Annotated in this window: 13 protein-coding genes, 1 tRNA gene and 2 pseudogenes; 5 read left to right on the forward strand and 11 right to left on the reverse strand. The window is 58.2% G+C overall.

What is annotated here, in order from left to right; all coding sequences use genetic code 11:
• Positions 1 to 24: 24 nt before the first annotated feature.
• Positions 25 to 1,311, forward strand: a complete 1,287-nt coding sequence (locus H7C18_RS23965) for an ABC transporter substrate-binding protein (protein WP_238357908.1) — start codon at positions 25 to 27, stop codon at positions 1,309 to 1,311.
• Positions 1,312 to 1,473: 162 nt separating this feature from the next.
• Positions 1,474 to 1,550 (forward strand) — tRNA-Pro (locus H7C18_RS23970).
• A 58-nt stretch (positions 1,551 to 1,608) separates the two neighbouring features.
• Here H7C18_RS23970 and H7C18_RS35295 read toward each other — a convergent pair.
• The 5 genes and pseudogenes from H7C18_RS35295 to H7C18_RS23990 form a co-directional block, all read right to left on the reverse strand.
• Positions 1,609 to 1,953: a hypothetical protein gene (locus tag H7C18_RS35295; RefSeq protein WP_337913897.1), complete on the reverse strand. Its 345-nt coding sequence runs from the start codon at positions 1,951 to 1,953 to the stop codon at positions 1,609 to 1,611.
• Positions 1,954 to 2,040: 87 nt separating this feature from the next.
• Complete coding sequence (locus H7C18_RS23975; protein WP_238357909.1) at positions 2,041 to 2,994, reverse strand: dihydrolipoyl dehydrogenase family protein; 954 nt, start codon at positions 2,992 to 2,994, stop codon at positions 2,041 to 2,043.
• 29 nt (positions 2,995 to 3,023) lie between these two features.
• Positions 3,024 to 3,252 (reverse strand): annotated as a pseudogene (locus tag H7C18_RS23980) (winged helix-turn-helix transcriptional regulator).
• Between the two features lie 27 nt (positions 3,253 to 3,279).
• On the reverse strand, positions 3,280 to 4,311 hold the full coding sequence (locus H7C18_RS23985; protein WP_185131633.1) for a zinc-binding alcohol dehydrogenase family protein: 1,032 nt from the start codon (positions 4,309 to 4,311) through the stop codon (positions 3,280 to 3,282).
• A gap of 191 nt (positions 4,312 to 4,502) precedes the next feature.
• Positions 4,503 to 4,982, reverse strand: a complete 480-nt coding sequence (locus H7C18_RS23990; protein ID WP_185131634.1) for an Lrp/AsnC family transcriptional regulator — start codon at positions 4,980 to 4,982, stop codon at positions 4,503 to 4,505.
• A 154-nt stretch (positions 4,983 to 5,136) separates the two neighbouring features.
• On the opposite strand from H7C18_RS23990, the gene H7C18_RS23995 reads away from it, so the two are divergent.
• Both H7C18_RS23995 and H7C18_RS24000 read left to right on the forward strand, forming a co-directional pair.
• Positions 5,137 to 5,964 carry an alpha/beta fold hydrolase gene (locus H7C18_RS23995; RefSeq protein ID WP_185131635.1) on the forward strand — a complete coding sequence of 276 codons (828 nt, stop codon included), beginning with the start codon at positions 5,137 to 5,139 and terminating at the stop codon, positions 5,962 to 5,964.
• A gap of 23 nt (positions 5,965 to 5,987) precedes the next feature.
• Positions 5,988 to 7,217, forward strand: a complete 1,230-nt coding sequence (locus H7C18_RS24000) for an MFS transporter (protein WP_185131636.1) — start codon at positions 5,988 to 5,990, stop codon at positions 7,215 to 7,217.
• On the opposite strand, the gene H7C18_RS24005 is transcribed toward H7C18_RS24000, so the two are convergent.
• The 5 genes and pseudogenes from H7C18_RS24005 to H7C18_RS24025 form a co-directional block, all read right to left on the reverse strand.
• Entirely contained in the window at positions 7,199 to 7,402 is a 204-nt protein-coding gene (locus H7C18_RS24005) for a hypothetical protein (protein ID WP_185131637.1), read from the reverse strand. The two genes, H7C18_RS24000 and H7C18_RS24005, sit on opposite strands and share 19 nt — an antisense overlap.
• Positions 7,403 to 7,516: 114 nt before the next feature.
• Positions 7,517 to 7,876, reverse strand: coding sequence for a GIY-YIG nuclease family protein (locus tag H7C18_RS24010; protein WP_185131638.1), 360 nt, complete (start codon positions 7,874 to 7,876; stop codon positions 7,517 to 7,519).
• Between the two features lie 162 nt (positions 7,877 to 8,038).
• Positions 8,039 to 8,221: pseudogene (locus H7C18_RS24015) on the reverse strand (MFS transporter); the annotation flags it as partial.
• 281 nt (positions 8,222 to 8,502) lie between these two features.
• The gene (locus tag H7C18_RS24020; RefSeq protein WP_185131639.1) at positions 8,503 to 9,657 is read right to left on the reverse strand and encodes a serine hydrolase domain-containing protein; all 1,155 of its coding nucleotides are present in this window, start codon (positions 9,655 to 9,657) and stop codon (positions 8,503 to 8,505) included.
• A 134-nt stretch (positions 9,658 to 9,791) separates the two neighbouring features.
• Entirely contained in the window at positions 9,792 to 11,327 is a 1,536-nt protein-coding gene (locus tag H7C18_RS24025) for a sulfatase family protein (protein ID WP_185131640.1), read from the reverse strand.
• Positions 11,328 to 11,382: 55 nt separating this feature from the next.
• Here H7C18_RS24025 and H7C18_RS24030 point away from each other — a divergent pair, with 55 nt between their 5' ends.
• Positions 11,383 to 12,312 (forward strand): helix-turn-helix domain-containing protein, encoded by a 930-nt coding sequence (locus H7C18_RS24030; protein WP_185131641.1) that lies wholly within the window; start codon positions 11,383 to 11,385, stop codon positions 12,310 to 12,312.
• A 55-nt stretch (positions 12,313 to 12,367) separates the two neighbouring features.
• Here the strand turns inward: H7C18_RS24030 and H7C18_RS24035 are convergent, their stop codons facing one another.
• The gene (locus H7C18_RS24035; protein WP_185131642.1) at positions 12,368 to 13,498 is read right to left on the reverse strand and encodes a hypothetical protein; all 1,131 of its coding nucleotides are present in this window, start codon (positions 13,496 to 13,498) and stop codon (positions 12,368 to 12,370) included.
• Between the last annotated feature and the right edge of the window lie 59 nt (positions 13,499 to 13,557).

A 13,557-nucleotide genomic window follows, 5' to 3' on the forward strand; every position in this document is an offset into this window, starting at 1 on the left:
CGGAGAAAGGAGGATTCCGTGCGAATGAGCACCCGCAGATGGGCGCTGGCGATGCTTCTGCCCTGCTTGCTGTCGTTGACCGGATGCCTGGGCCCGATGTCCGGCAGCGACCGCCGTCCGGCAAGCAGCCCGGAAGACATTCCGGCGCCCGTCGTCCTTTCCTTCTGGAACCCGTTCGGCGGCGGCGAGGGGGAATACGTCGAACGAATTATCGCCGACTTCAACGCCTCGCAAAGCGGCATCTTCGTCAAGCAGCTGCGGCTCGAATCCAACGAATATTATGCCCGGCTCGGCACGGCGCTCTCCTTCGGCAGCGGACCGGACGTCGCCGTCGTGCACGCCGACCGGCTGTCGCCGTTCGTCAAAGCGAAACGCATTCTGCCGCTGGACGGTCCGGCGGCGCAGGCCGGATTCCGATTCGACGAGATCGAGGACGCGAATTTGCGGACCGTGCGCTTTGACGGCCAATATTACGCGGTTCCGCTGGATACGCATTTTCACATGCTTTATTACAATAAGGACATTCTCGCGCAAGCCGGGTTGTTGAACGAGGACGGAACGCCCCAGCTTGGAAAAGGGACGGCCGAGGAGTTCGTGCAATTCCTGCAGCGGATTCGCGACCGGGTGCCGGAAGTGCAGCCGATCGCGGTGAACACGCCGTATTTCCACGAATCGTTCCTGGATCTGTATGACGAGGCGGGAGGCGAGCTGCTGAGCCCCGACGGGAAAACGGCGACGATTCACAACGACAAGGCGGTGCGGGTGCTGACGTTCTACCGGAAGCTGTTCGCCGAAGGGCTGAGCGATCTCGGCGACATGACGCCGTGGGACACGTTCGATTCGGGCAGGGCAGGCTTATGGTTCGGAGGCGTCTGGGAAGCGGGCCATTACTTGAGCAACCCTTCCCTGAACGTCGGCATCGCGCCGCTCCCGCCCCTGTTCGGCAGCTCCGCGCATTGGGGCAGCTCGCACACGCTGGTCATCCCCGCCTACGCGACCGATAAGAAACAACAGGCGGCGATGGCCTTCATTCGCTACTTCTCGGAGACCGGAAGCTCGCTCTGGGGCGAAGCGGGGCACGTCCCCGCCAACAAGGCCGTCGTGCAGAGCCGTGACTACCTGCAGCTCCCCTATCGCCCGCTGTTCCTCGAGTCCCGCGCAACCGTGAAGCCCGCGCCCAAGACGGACAAATACGCGGCTCTTCTGACCTCCTTGTCCGAGGACCTGCAGAGCATCGTCCGGAACGGAACCGATCCCGATGCGGGCCTGGCGGCCGCGGAGAAAAAGCTGAATCAGATCCTGGCCAACTGAAAGCCGGAGCCCGAACGAGAGGCGAATCGACGGGCTCCCGCGGCCCATCCGTTCCCCCAAGCTTTTCCTCAAAAAAATGGGGCAAACGCCTTTTCTTTTCGAAAAGCGTATGCTATACTATAACTCGTTCGCTGTTAAAACAGCGGAGTTGATTTCAAATGTCGAGACGTGGCTCAGCTTGGTAGAGCGCTTGCTTCGGGAGCAAGAGGTCGCAGGTTCAAATCCTGTCGTCTCGACCATCCATTACAATGACGGAAGCCCTGAATTTCAGGGCTTCTTTTGTGTTTATACGAAAGGTTAACCAATGGCGTTCAGTAAGTCGTTTAGCGTCTCGGCCATCGAGGGATGCGTAAAGATCGTGTCGCGCAGGACGGTATACGGTTGACCCGACTTCATAAAGACGGACACGATGTTCACGACTTCGCTCGACTCCGGTGCAAACATCGTGAAGCCGAGCAGTTGCTCGGTCTCCGCGTCGACGACCGCTTTGAGCAAGCCTTCCGTTTGTTTCAGTTGGCGGGCTCGCGTTGATGCGGCTGCCGGCAGTTTGGCTACCTTTACTTGATGGCCTCTTCTCGCGGCTTCGGCTTCCGACAACCCGACATGGGACAACGGAGGATCGATGAACACGGAATACGGCACATGCTCGCGGTCCTTCGTCGTGCGCAGGTTCCGGCCGAACAGCTGGTCCCTGATGATCCGGAAATCGTCCAGCGAGATATACGTAAACTACGGACCTCCATTGACGTCGCCGATCGCCCAGATGTTCGGAACGTTCGTTCTAAGCTTCTCGTCCACCCGGATGAAGCCCCGGTCGTTCTTTTCGACGCCTGCCGCCTCCAGGTTCAAGCCTTCCGTGTTGGCCCGTCTGCCGGTTGCAGTCAAGATGGCGTCGGCCTCCAGTTCTTCCTCCCGGCCTTCGGACGACCCAAGGATCAGCTTGGCCGACTGCTCGCCGTCTTCGATCCGATTCACCTTGGTCTCCAGCAGGATGCGGATCCCTTTCTTCTCCAACGCCTTCTGCACTTCTTGCGCGATATCCCGATCCTCTTTGGGCATGAATGGACTGCCTCTCTCGATCACCGTCACCTCCGAGCCGAAGCCGGCATAGATAGAGGCGAATTCCAAACCGATGTAGCCTCCTCCGATAATCGCCAAGCGGGCCGGCAGCGCGGCAAGGTCCAGCAATTCGGCGCTTGTATAGACATGGGTGCTGTCCATGCCGGGAATGTCCGGGACGATCGGCACGGAGCCTGTATTAATGAAGATCCGCTCGGCTTCCACGATCCAGGCTCCGGCTTGCGTCTCCACTTGAACTTCGTGGGAGGAAAGGAACGAAGCCGCGCCGGTCAACACGGTGACGCCCGGATGGCCGTTCACGGCATCGAAGTTCTTGGCGCGAAGGAACGCCACGAGCTCGTCCTTTTCCCGAATGGCCCGGGCGTACTTTTCCTTCTTCCCTTCCGCGCCGATCGGATCGCCTTGCTCAAGCAAATGCGCCTGGTAGGCCAGCGCCTTCGTCGGAATGCAGGCCACGTTGATGCAAGTGCCTCCGTACATCAAAGGGGATTTTTCCACGACCGCCACCTTTAGCCCTTGTTGAGCCAGATAGGGAGCCAAAGTCTTGCCCCCCTTGCCGAATCCGATGATCAATGCATCAAATTTTTCTCTCGCGCTCGCCATCTCGCAGCCCGCCCTTCTGAGATTATTGATTAACGGTATTCCTTCATGGCGGAGATGATGGTCGTCAACGTCTGTCCGAAATTCGTCAGCGAATATTCCACCTTGGGCGGCTGCGAAATTCATTGAAGCGCTTTGGGCCTTCCATCAGGTGATAGAGCAGTACGCCTTCCACTTGCCGCCGATGACGTCCAGCGTGAACTCGACCGGACACCCTTCGTCATTCGGGCAAAATCCGTACCCGCTTTTACGGTCTCGCATCCGATCTTCACTCCTTCCGGCTTCGGACTAAAATCCTTTCAGAACCACTTTGCCGACCGTCCGTCCCGTTTCCAGCATGGCGTGCGCTTTGCGCAGGTTCGCGGCGTTGATCGGCGTCAAGGTCTCGTTCGTGGTCGTCCGGATCACGCCTTCGTCGACGAGACGTGCGATTTCATTCAACAGCTTATGCTGTTCGATCATATCCGGCGTTTGATAGGTTGAACGGGTAAACATCAGCTCCCATACGAACGTGACGCTTTTGTTCTTCAGCAGGGTCAGGTTCAGCAGCTCGTCCGTTTCGACGATCGAACAGATTTTGCCTTGAGGAGCGATCGCCTCCGCCATGTTCGCCCAGTGCTTCTCGGTGCTGTTCAGACACAGGATATAGTCCACGTGGTCGAATCCGGACGCTTTCAACTGCGGCACGAACGCCTCGAAATGGTTGATGACGACATCTGCGCCCAGTTCCTTCGCCCAGCCGGCCGATTCGGGCCGGGAAGCCGTGCCGATGACCGTAAGGCCGGCATATTTCGCCAATTGCGTCGCGATCGATCCGACGCCGCCCGCAGCCCCGATGATCAAGATCGTTTTGCCGGCGTTGTCGGCCTGGTTCCGGGATATGCCCAACCGGTCGTACAGGCTCTCCCCTGCTGTGATCGACGTCAACGGCAGCGCCGCGGCTTGCGCATAATCCAGTGCGGTCGGCTTCGCTCCGACGATCCGTTCGTCCACGAGATGGAATTCGCTGTTGCCGCCGGGACGCGTGATGCTGCCGGCATAGAACACCTCGTCGCCGGGGCGGAACAACGTGCAGTCCGGTCCGACCTGTTCCACGACGCCCGCGACATCCCAGCCCAGAATCCGGGGAGCGCTCTCCTCTCGGTTCTTGGGCGAGCGAACTTTGTAGTCCACCGGATTTACGGAGATCGCATGGACCTTCACCAGCAGATCCCGGCCTGCCGGCATCGGCTTCTCCACTTCCACGTCGATCAGGCTGTCCGGATTCTCGATCGGCAAATATTTGTAAAGTCCGACTGCTTTCATTTTTTCATTCGTCATGATGGCTCTCTCCTTTGAACGTTCACAGTGTCAATCGCTTATAGAGGCAGTATAGGGTATAGACAATAAAGTTAATAGTACGCACATTCGTGTTGTATAGTATCCGTTTCTATACGATTGGCTTATTCGATCCTCCGGAGTCAAGCAAAGAGACCTGCCGGGTCAACAGCCCGACGGGTCTCCAATCGTTTTTACAGTCCCCTCAAGATTCGTTGCGATGGCTTCGCAGAGGCGCTTGGCTCCATGCCGTCCGCCAGACTCTTGTCCTCGAACTTGGTCGTCAGCACGATGAGCGTCGAGGAAAATCCGAAGGCGTTGATGGATTCGAGGAACCGGGCCAACGATTCGCTCGTCTCCGTGACCACCTTCAGCAGGTAGTTATATTCTCCGCTCGTTCTGTATAAGTCCACGATCTCGGGAGATGTCTCTCCGAACGCTTCGAAATCTTTGCAGCGGTTCGTTTTGAACAATACGAAGGCCGTCGTATGCTTGCCAAGCTTCTCCGGAGACAGCTTCGCATGGTAGCCGGTAATGACCCCGTTCTCCTCCAGCTTGCGCAGCCTCTCCGTCACGGCAGGCTGCGACATGGCGATCGCCCGGCTCATCTCGGAGACGGTCGTCCGTGCATTCTCCTCCAGCTTCGACAAGATTCTGTAGTCGATTTCGTCCATTCGCACGTCACCTCATTTTTATAAGTCGATCGTTCGAAACCGTTCCATATTTAAGGTCTGAAGCCCGATACTCCTTCTTTATCTTATGTAAAGCGCGCGTTGTTTTCAATAAAATGTCACTAAACACTTTAATCCAGAAGGAGCGCGATTGATCATGACGAACGCAACCATCGAAACTTCGGCGAAAAGCGGGCTGCAATATATGACGACGGGGGACGGCTTCCGAATGGCTTATCGGGTCGACGGACCGGTGAACGGCCCCGTATTGGTGCTGGCCAATTCGATCGCCACCACGATGCACATGTGGGATGGACAAATCGCGGAGCTGACGAAGCATTTTCGCGTCATCCGTTACGATTACCGGGGACACGGCGCCTCGGACACCCCGGCGGGGCCTTATTCGATCGACCGGATGGGCCGGGACGCGATCGAACTGCTCGACCGGCTGAACATCGATCGGGTGCACTTCCTCGGGCTCTCGTTCGGCGGCGCGGTCGCGCAGTGGCTCGGCATCCATGCCCCGGAGAGAATCGACCGGCTGGTGCTGAGCAATACCTCGTCCTACCTGGGGCCGGCGGATTCGTGGAACGGGCTGATCGCATCCCTTCGGAAGGACGGGGATCTGACGCCGTTCGCCGACATGTTCGTCGGCAATTGGTTCCCTCCGCAGCTTTTAAAGACGGAGAATCCCCTCGTCGCCTCCTTCCGCAGCATGGTGCTCGCAACCCGCCCGGAAGGGCTCGCCGGACTGTTCGCCGCGATCCGCGACATGGATCTGCGCCGGACCGTAACGCTGATCGGAAGCCCGACGCTGGTGATCGCCGGCCGGTACGATACCGTGACGCTCCCCAGCCACGGCGAGATGCTCGCCGCTTCAGTGCCGAATTCGAAGCTAATCACGCTGCCCGCCGTCCATTTGTCGAATATCGAACGCTCCGACGAATTCCTAGGCGCCGTGCTTGAATTTCTGCTTGCGAACTGATATCGCCTTGGAGGTAGATGAGGATGGAAAATGCAAAAACGAGCCGTACCGTAAATGCGGGGGCCGCTGCGAATCAGGTCCGGAGCGTGTCCCGGACGGATCGGCTGCCGATCTGGAGTCTGCTGGCTTTGTCGATGGCCGGCTTCATGGCCATTATGACGGAGACGATGCCCGCCGGGCTGCTGCTGCAGATCGGCCGGGGCCTCGGCATCTCGGAGGCGTTGGCGGGCCAATTCGTCACGCTGTTCGCCGTCGGTTCCGTGGCGGCGGCGATTCCGCTCATGACCGCGACGCGAAGCTGGAGTCGTAAGCGCGTGCTGCTGCTGGCGCTCGGAAGCCTCTTCGTGTTCAACGCGGTGACAGCGGTATCCGCCCATTATGCCGTGACGCTGATCGCGCGATTCGCCGCCGGCATGGCGACCGGTTTGATCTGGGGACTGCTGGCGGGCTATGCGCGGCGGATGGTGCCGCCCAGCCGGCAAGGAAGGGCTCTCGCCATCGTGGGGGTCGGTCAGCCCGTCGCCTTATCCTTAGGCGTGCCGATCGGCACTTGGCTGGGCACAATGTGGGATTGGCAGGTTATCTTCGGAATCCTCTCGGCGTTGACCTTTGCTTTGATCGTTTGGGTGTGGTCGGCCGTCCCCGATTATCCGGGGCAAGCGGCTCATCAACGGCAGCCCATCCGGCACATCTTCATGATGCCCGGAGTCCGCCTGGTGCTGTTCGTGCTCTTTGTCTGGATTTTGGCCCACAACGTCCTCTATACCTACATCGCGCCTTTCCTGACCCACGCCGGCCTTGCCGGTCGCCTGGATTTGGCCCTGCTGATCTTCGGCATCTCCTCCTTGGCGGGGATCTGGCTGACCGGCATGCTCGTCGACGGCCGGCTTCGCACGCTGACGCTGCTTAGCCTTGCCGGATTCGCCGTCGCTTCCCTGCTGCTTGGATTCGCCGGAGCTCAGCCGTTATGGATCTATATCGGCGTCTCGGCTTGGGGCCTGACATTCGGCGGCGGCCCTACGCTGCTGCAGACCGCCATAGCCGATGCCGCCGGCGAAGGAGCCGACATGGCGCAATCCATGCTCGTCACCGTCTTCAATGTCGCCGTAGCCGGAGGCGGCGTTATCGGAGGACTGCTGCTGGAACGCGCAGGTCCGGGATCGTTCCCTTGGGTGCTCGTCGCGCTAAGCCTGGCAGGACTGCTCGCGGTATGGAGAAGCAAAACCCGCGTCTTTCAGGACCGATCGGCGTAAAAAGATTCGCCCGCGTAATGAACGGTCAATTCCCGGAGCTCGGGCGTTCCATCGCTGTCCGTCACTTCCAGCACCGGGCCCCTTACGCGAACGGCCGGCATGCGGACGATGAACAGTCCGAACTCCCACTCCTGGAATTCCAATTGCCGCGCCGTCGGAACCGGCCGGATCGAACTCTCGCTCACGGAATCATCCCCTTCCGACTTGTTCACTTCGCCGCCGGCAAAAGAATTCCTTCCAGCAGTGCGGGTTCCGCTGAGCAGGCAGCGTTCATCGATCGCGATCGGCCTTTCCGTCCGTCAATCCCTCGGCGGCCTGTTATAGCCTTTGTCGCCGTAAGGCTCCAGCTTGGCCAGCCACTTCTTCAACATTTGCTTTTGCTCCCACCTTATGTCGGTTATATCGCCCGCGTCCTTCTGTTCCAGCACCTCGTATTCGAAGGCTCCGGCCCCTTGCTCCTTCCAATCCTTCTGCAGTCCCGCATTGGCGAATCGGCCCATATCCAGTTGGGTCTGGATGGTCAGCCATTTGTTCTTGAGATTCGGGTAGCTATCGAGAAAAATCTGGCCGGTCTCCTTGTTCCTCACCTGAATGACGCCCATATACGTTTTGATCTCCTTGTACTGTTCCAGCAGTTCCTTCCGTTTGCTCTTGTCCATCGCTTGTTCGCTCCTTCTCTTCTTGTCTCTTCGCGCTACAGATGCCGGGCGATGATCCGTACCAAGGCGACGCCGCGGCGCCCGTATTCGGCAGCGGTTTGATCCACATCAGCGCCCGCTCCGCCTCCGTCTTCCGGAGACAGCAGGTAATCCTCTTTTTCATCCTCCAAAAGAACGTTCAACGAATCTTTGCGCGTATTCGGCTACGGAAATCAACGAGACCGCAAAAGGATCGTTGTTCGTCCGCTCGGTCACATAGAGCAGAACGGCAAAATTGCGAATCCAGATGCCCAGCTGAAGCAGCACCCGAGACAATATAATGGTTCGGACATAACGATTTTTCAACCTGACAGACTCCCCATATCTTCAAAAATGGCGCCGGCGTTTTTTCTCTTTGCCGACTGCGAGGATAACTAATTCAGTAATTTACTAAATTACTTGGCCAGTATAAAGCGATCCTTATCCTGTGTCAACATGAAGAATATTCAACCTTTCGCCAAGAATAAGAAAACGGCCCCCAAGGCCATTACCGACCTCGCGGACCGTTCCTAACTGGCGATAAGAACGATGAAGCCGCCTCGAGAAGAGGCGGCTTCTGGATTCTTCCTTGAAAAATTTCGCTCCTGTTACTCGAACGCCCCGTACACGACGCTGCGAATCCGATTCGCGATGAACGGCTCCTTGCTGGGAAGCATCTGCTGCATGTAGACGACGGTCAGCTGTTCCCGGGGGTCGATCAGGAGCCAGGAGCCGGCCATGCCCGCCCAGCCGTATTCGCCGATCGTCCCGTTGATTCCTCCCGCCGCGGGATCGGCCATCACCCGAACGCCGAGCCCGTAGCCGTAGCCGCTCATGTGGTCCCAGCTGAAGTCGTTCATCTGCGGCGGCGTCAGGTGGTTCGTGCTCATGAGCTGCACCGTCTTGGGACTCAGGAGCCGAACGCCGTCCAACGTTCCGCCTTGAACGAGCGCCTGTGCGAACCGGACATAGTCGCCCGTCGTCGAGATCAATCCGCCGCCGCCGCTCTCGTACCGGCATTCCGGCTGGAACTGGGTGTCCAGGCGGGTGTTGGGCGTCAGCGTTCCGTCTTCCGCGCAATCGTACATGACGCACAACCGGTCCCGCTGGTCATCCCGGATTCGGAAGGCGGTGTCCTTCATGCCCAGCGGCTCGAAAATCTCTTTTTTCAGAAAATCCCCGAACGATTGACCGGACAGCGCTTCGATCAGCGCCCCCAGAATGTCGTGGCTGAGCCCGTACCGCCACCGGGAACCGGGGTCGAACGCGAGCGGCACTTCGGCAAGCGCCCTGGAAAATTCCCTTACGTTCATAAGCGCCGGCGCATTCCGATAAATCGGCGACGTCCTGCGCTCGGTCTCGGATCCGTCTCCGTCGTAAGTCAGGCCGGAAGTCATCGTGAACAGATCCTTGATCCGAATCGGCGACGCCGCCGGCGAGGCGGACAGAGCTCCGCTTCCCTCCTCACGGTAAACTAACGGATCTTTGAATTCGGGCAAATAGTCGCCCAGCGGGTCATTGAGCAGATAAAGGCCTCGTTCGTAGAGCATGAGCGCCGCCGTACAGGTAATCACTTTGGTCATCGAGTAGATCCGATACAGCGTGTCCGGGGCGATCGGAATTTTTTTCTCGACGTTTGCGTATCCGAAGTTCTCGTTATAGACGACTTCCCCGCGCCGCATGACGGTGCAGGCGCAGCCCGCCGGCCCTCCTTGTTCCATAAAGCGCTTGAGCAGCGGCGTCAGCCTCTCGTACCGGTTCATTCGATCTCTCCTTCCCCATGATCGTTATCGATCCCTAATTCAACGCGTCTTCTTCAACTCCTCCAATGGGAGCCAAAAAAAGAAGGAATTCCGCCCGGAAGGGAAGAATTCCTCGTGAGAATTTCAGCGCAGCGTCACGCGCCCCAAATTCGGGGCATCGGCATCGGTTCTTTGCCGAGCTCGGCCCAGATGTACTTGAGCAGCAGCTCGGATTTGAGCCCCGCATAGGCAGGGTCGTTCCAACGGTTTTTCAGTTCCTGCGGATCTTCTTGCAGGTCGAACAGTTCTCCGTATGTCTGATTGTAGTACACCGTAATCTTGTACCGCTCGTCCACGTACGTTTTCTGATGAATGGTCGTCGGCTCGTGCCGGAACTCGCAGATCGCATGGTCCCTCGCCCGCTCCGACTCGCCGAGCCATACCCGCTTCTGGTCGACGCCGGTCATGACGTTCGGTACCGGAATGCCGCAGAAGGAGAGGAACGTCGGCGCCAGATCGACGAGCGACTGGATCGCCTCGGATTGGCGGCCGGCCGGCACTTGTCCGGGATAGCGCACGAGGAACGGCAGCTTAATGAGATCCTCGTAATGGAACCCGCCTTTGGCTTGCAGGCCGTGCTGTCCGAAAAAGTGTCCGTGGTCGGTCGTGAACACGACGATCGTGTTGTCCGCGATGCCGAGCTCGTCCAGCTTGTCGAGAATTTTGCCGATATATTTGTCCATCATGCTGATCATGCCGTAATAGACGGCGACCAGCTTCTTTTTGTCATAATCGGTAAGCTTCTTCCGCTCCCCGTACTCGTAATAGTGGTGGGAACGGTATCCGTGGATGCCCTGCCCCGTCTCCCGCCAAGCGGAGAAGTCGGGCCGGTCTTCCTGCGTCATGCCGAAATGAGGCGGGTTGCCGTCATGCTCTCCCGGCACCATCGTCGGAATCGTCAGCGAGTCCGGGTCGTACATCGTATCCCAAGGCTCGGGCACGAGGTATTCCGGGTGAGGATCGAAGAAGCTCGACCAGAGGAAGAAGCTCTCCCTGTCCGCGGCGTAGTCCTCCATCAGGGCGTTCGTGCGCTCGGCAATCCACGTATTGTAATGGTATTCTTCCGGAATCGGCCACTTGTACGTGGTCGACGGATCCATATTTCCGGTGGGGGGCAGGAAGTAGTCCCGCCAATTGGCGCAGCCCTTCTCTTCCATCCATAGCGCGTAATGCTGGCCGACATGCGCCTCGTTCGTATGATTGCGGGCGAGTTCCGCATGGTCGAAGCCGTAGAACGGACCGTGGAACGTTCTCCAGAAATCGAGATCCTGCAGCGTCGGATACGCTTCCAGCGAAGGGTACTCTTCCGTCGACTTTAACGGTTGAAAATGCGCCTTGCCGACCAGGGCGGTCTTATATCCCGCCTGCTTGAAGTCTTCTCCGACGGTATGGCGGTCCTCCATCAGCTTCGTGCCCAGCGTCCAGGCGCCGTGCTGGCTCGGGTACGTGCCGGTAATGATCGAGGAGCGGCTCGGCGTGCAGGTCGGATTCGGGCAATATGCCCGGTTGAACACGGTACCTTCCCGGACCAGCCGATCCAAGTTCGGCGTATGGATCTCCCGGTTGAAGGCTCCTAACGTATCCCAATGCTGTTGGTCGCTCGTGATCAGCAGAATGTTCGGTTTTCTCATCCTCTCGCCTCCTCCCTTCATTATAAGCAAACGAGTATCGCAGAAGAATGTCATCGTGTATGATAGATTTATCAAATTGTTCGTTCTCGGAAGGCGGGAGACGATGGAGCACGGCAAGCTGGCGGAATATGACCATGAATACGCGGAGTATCTGTTCGATACGTCCTCTTCGCCGGAGCATGACAATTCGATGCGGATCGTTCGGGGCGGCATCGGCGAAGGGAAGCCCAACTACCGTTCCGGACCGAAGAGAATCGAATGCTACAGTATACATTTTGTCAGGGATGGACATCTGACGCTCGAATATCGGGACAAGCGCACGCAGGTTCGCGGCGGAGATCTGTTCTGTCTCTATCCGAACGTCTCCTACACTTACTACAGACAATCGAATGAGGAGCCGTTACGGCTGTGCTGGCTCGCGATCGACGGCGCGGGCGCGGAGCAGTTGCTGAAGCTGGCCGGGTTCGACGCGGACAACCCGGTCGTACGCCAAGGCTGGAACCGACAGACGGAGGAGCTGCTGGAGTCGGTTTACGCCATCCTGCGGCGGGAGCCCCCCCAGACAATGAGCGACCATCTCGAGCTGAAAAGCCGGCTGTACCAGCTGTTCGCCTTGCTGCTTCGGGCCCGGGGAGAGCCCGCGGCCGTCCGGCCGACAAGCCGGATGCAAGCGTGCGCGAACTACATCGAGCTTCACGCTCTGGACGGGATCACCGTCCAGCAGGTAGCCCGAATGGCCGGTCTGAACCGGACGTACTTCTCGACCGTCTTCTCTAGGACGTTCGGGATTTCTCCGGCCGAATACATTTACAAAGTCAGAATGAACCGGGCGAAGGATCTGCTTCTCGCCACTTCCGCTTCGATTACGGAGATCGCTTACTCGCTCGGTTATCCCAGCTTGTTCGCGTTTACTCGCGCATTCAAGAAATACTTCTCCCTGTCGCCGTCCGAATACCGGGGGCGAAGCCGGGGCCCCGCCGAGTGAAAAAAAAGCCGCGAAAGCCGGCGGCTCCTGGCCGTCCGACTTCCGCGGCTTTCCCTTACATTCCCGAACCTGCGTCCAGGGATTCGTCCGTCAGCCCGGAGAAATCTCCGGCGCCGCCGAAAAACCCGCCCAGCGCTTGGTTCAGCTGATCCTCGGAGAGAATCTGATCGGCCTTCGGCTCGCCGTTCTCGAACTTCACGTCTCCGTTGATATTAGACATCTCGGTGACGATCTTGAGCGTACCGCTGCCGGATTGGCCGTTGTCTTCGATGTTCGCCTTGACGGTCAGGTCGTCGTAGCTCGCGTAACCGTCTTTGTCGATGCCGATATTCGCCGTGACGTCCAGCTCCTTCACGGACTTGTCGAATTCGGCCATGGCGTCTTTGATGTCTTGGTCTCCCGTCTCGGACAGCTGCTTCTTCGCCTCGTCCAGATCTTCCGGCTTCAGCTGCAGCATGTTCCGATACTGCTCGTTCTTGGCCAGCAGATCGATCACTTCCGGAGCGATGTCCTTGACCAGCGTGTTCACGAACGGTTCGACCTGATCCTTCGTCATGTGAAGCTGCACCACGCTCTTCGCCTTATCCTTCGGAACGCCCGCGTCCTCGGGCTTCGGATTGGACAAATACGTCTTCTCGTCCACATGCTTGAACACGATGGCGTAGACGTCGTTAGCCAGCTTCGTCATGTTCCCGACGTCCGCGTTGCCGGGCCATTCGGCTCCCTGATCCTCGGCCATCTGCTTCAAGTCAAGCTCGATGAACTTGCCGACCATATCTTCCGGCAGGCCAAGCATCGGAATATTCGGAATCTTGATCCACATCTTCTCTTTGTTCATGATGATCGGGATCTGGAAAGACATGGCGAGATCGCCGCTGATGCTGATCTTCATCGTCAATTCCATCAGCATCGGATCGGCCTGGTAGGCACCGGTCCAGCTGATCTCGGTATTGGTTAAGAATCCAAGGGCGCCGGCTGCTCCTTCTTCTTGCATGACCTCTTCCGGCAATTTCAAATCTGCGAGCTTCAGGCTTCCGCTCAACTCGTACGAGTGAATGTCGGCGGACTTCTCCATAGCCTTCTGCAACGAATCTTTCGGCGAATCCGAACTGCTGCAGCCCGTCAGAACCAGGACCAGCGTCATCAGGATCGACAGTACCGCAGCCAAGCTTTTTCCATTAAACAAAGCGTCAATTCCCCCTAGCCATAATTGGAATACAATTGCAGGTACATTGTATCCTAATC

The sequence above is a fragment of the Cohnella zeiphila genome, assembly GCF_014212055.1.
GTDB classification, from domain to species: Bacteria; Bacillota; Bacilli; order Paenibacillales; family Paenibacillaceae; genus Cohnella; species Cohnella zeiphila.

Excerpts from the sequence above, each read along its gene's own strand:
- H7C18_RS23965 (WP_238357908.1), top strand. The coding sequence starts at position 25 with ATGAGCACCCGCAGATGGGCGCTGGCGATGCTTCTGCCCTGCTTGCTG.
- H7C18_RS24020 (WP_185131639.1), bottom strand. The coding sequence starts at position 9,657 with ATGAACCGGTACGAGAGGCTGACGCCGCTGCTCAAGCGCTTTATGGAA.
- H7C18_RS23985 (WP_185131633.1), bottom strand. The coding sequence starts at position 4,311 with ATGACGAATGAAAAAATGAAAGCAGTCGGACTTTACAAATATTTGCCG.
- H7C18_RS23995 (WP_185131635.1), top strand. The coding sequence starts at position 5,137 with ATGACGAACGCAACCATCGAAACTTCGGCGAAAAGCGGGCTGCAATAT.
- H7C18_RS24025 (WP_185131640.1), bottom strand. The coding sequence starts at position 11,327 with ATGAGAAAACCGAACATTCTGCTGATCACGAGCGACCAACAGCATTGG.
- H7C18_RS23975 (WP_238357909.1), bottom strand. The coding sequence starts at position 2,994 with ATGGCGAGCGCGAGAGAAAAATTTGATGCATTGATCATCGGATTCGGC.
- H7C18_RS24000 (WP_185131636.1), top strand. The coding sequence starts at position 5,988 with ATGGAAAATGCAAAAACGAGCCGTACCGTAAATGCGGGGGCCGCTGCG.
- H7C18_RS24010 (WP_185131638.1), bottom strand. The coding sequence starts at position 7,876 with ATGGACAAGAGCAAACGGAAGGAACTGCTGGAACAGTACAAGGAGATC.
- H7C18_RS23990 (WP_185131634.1), bottom strand. The coding sequence starts at position 4,982 with ATGGACGAAATCGACTACAGAATCTTGTCGAAGCTGGAGGAGAATGCA.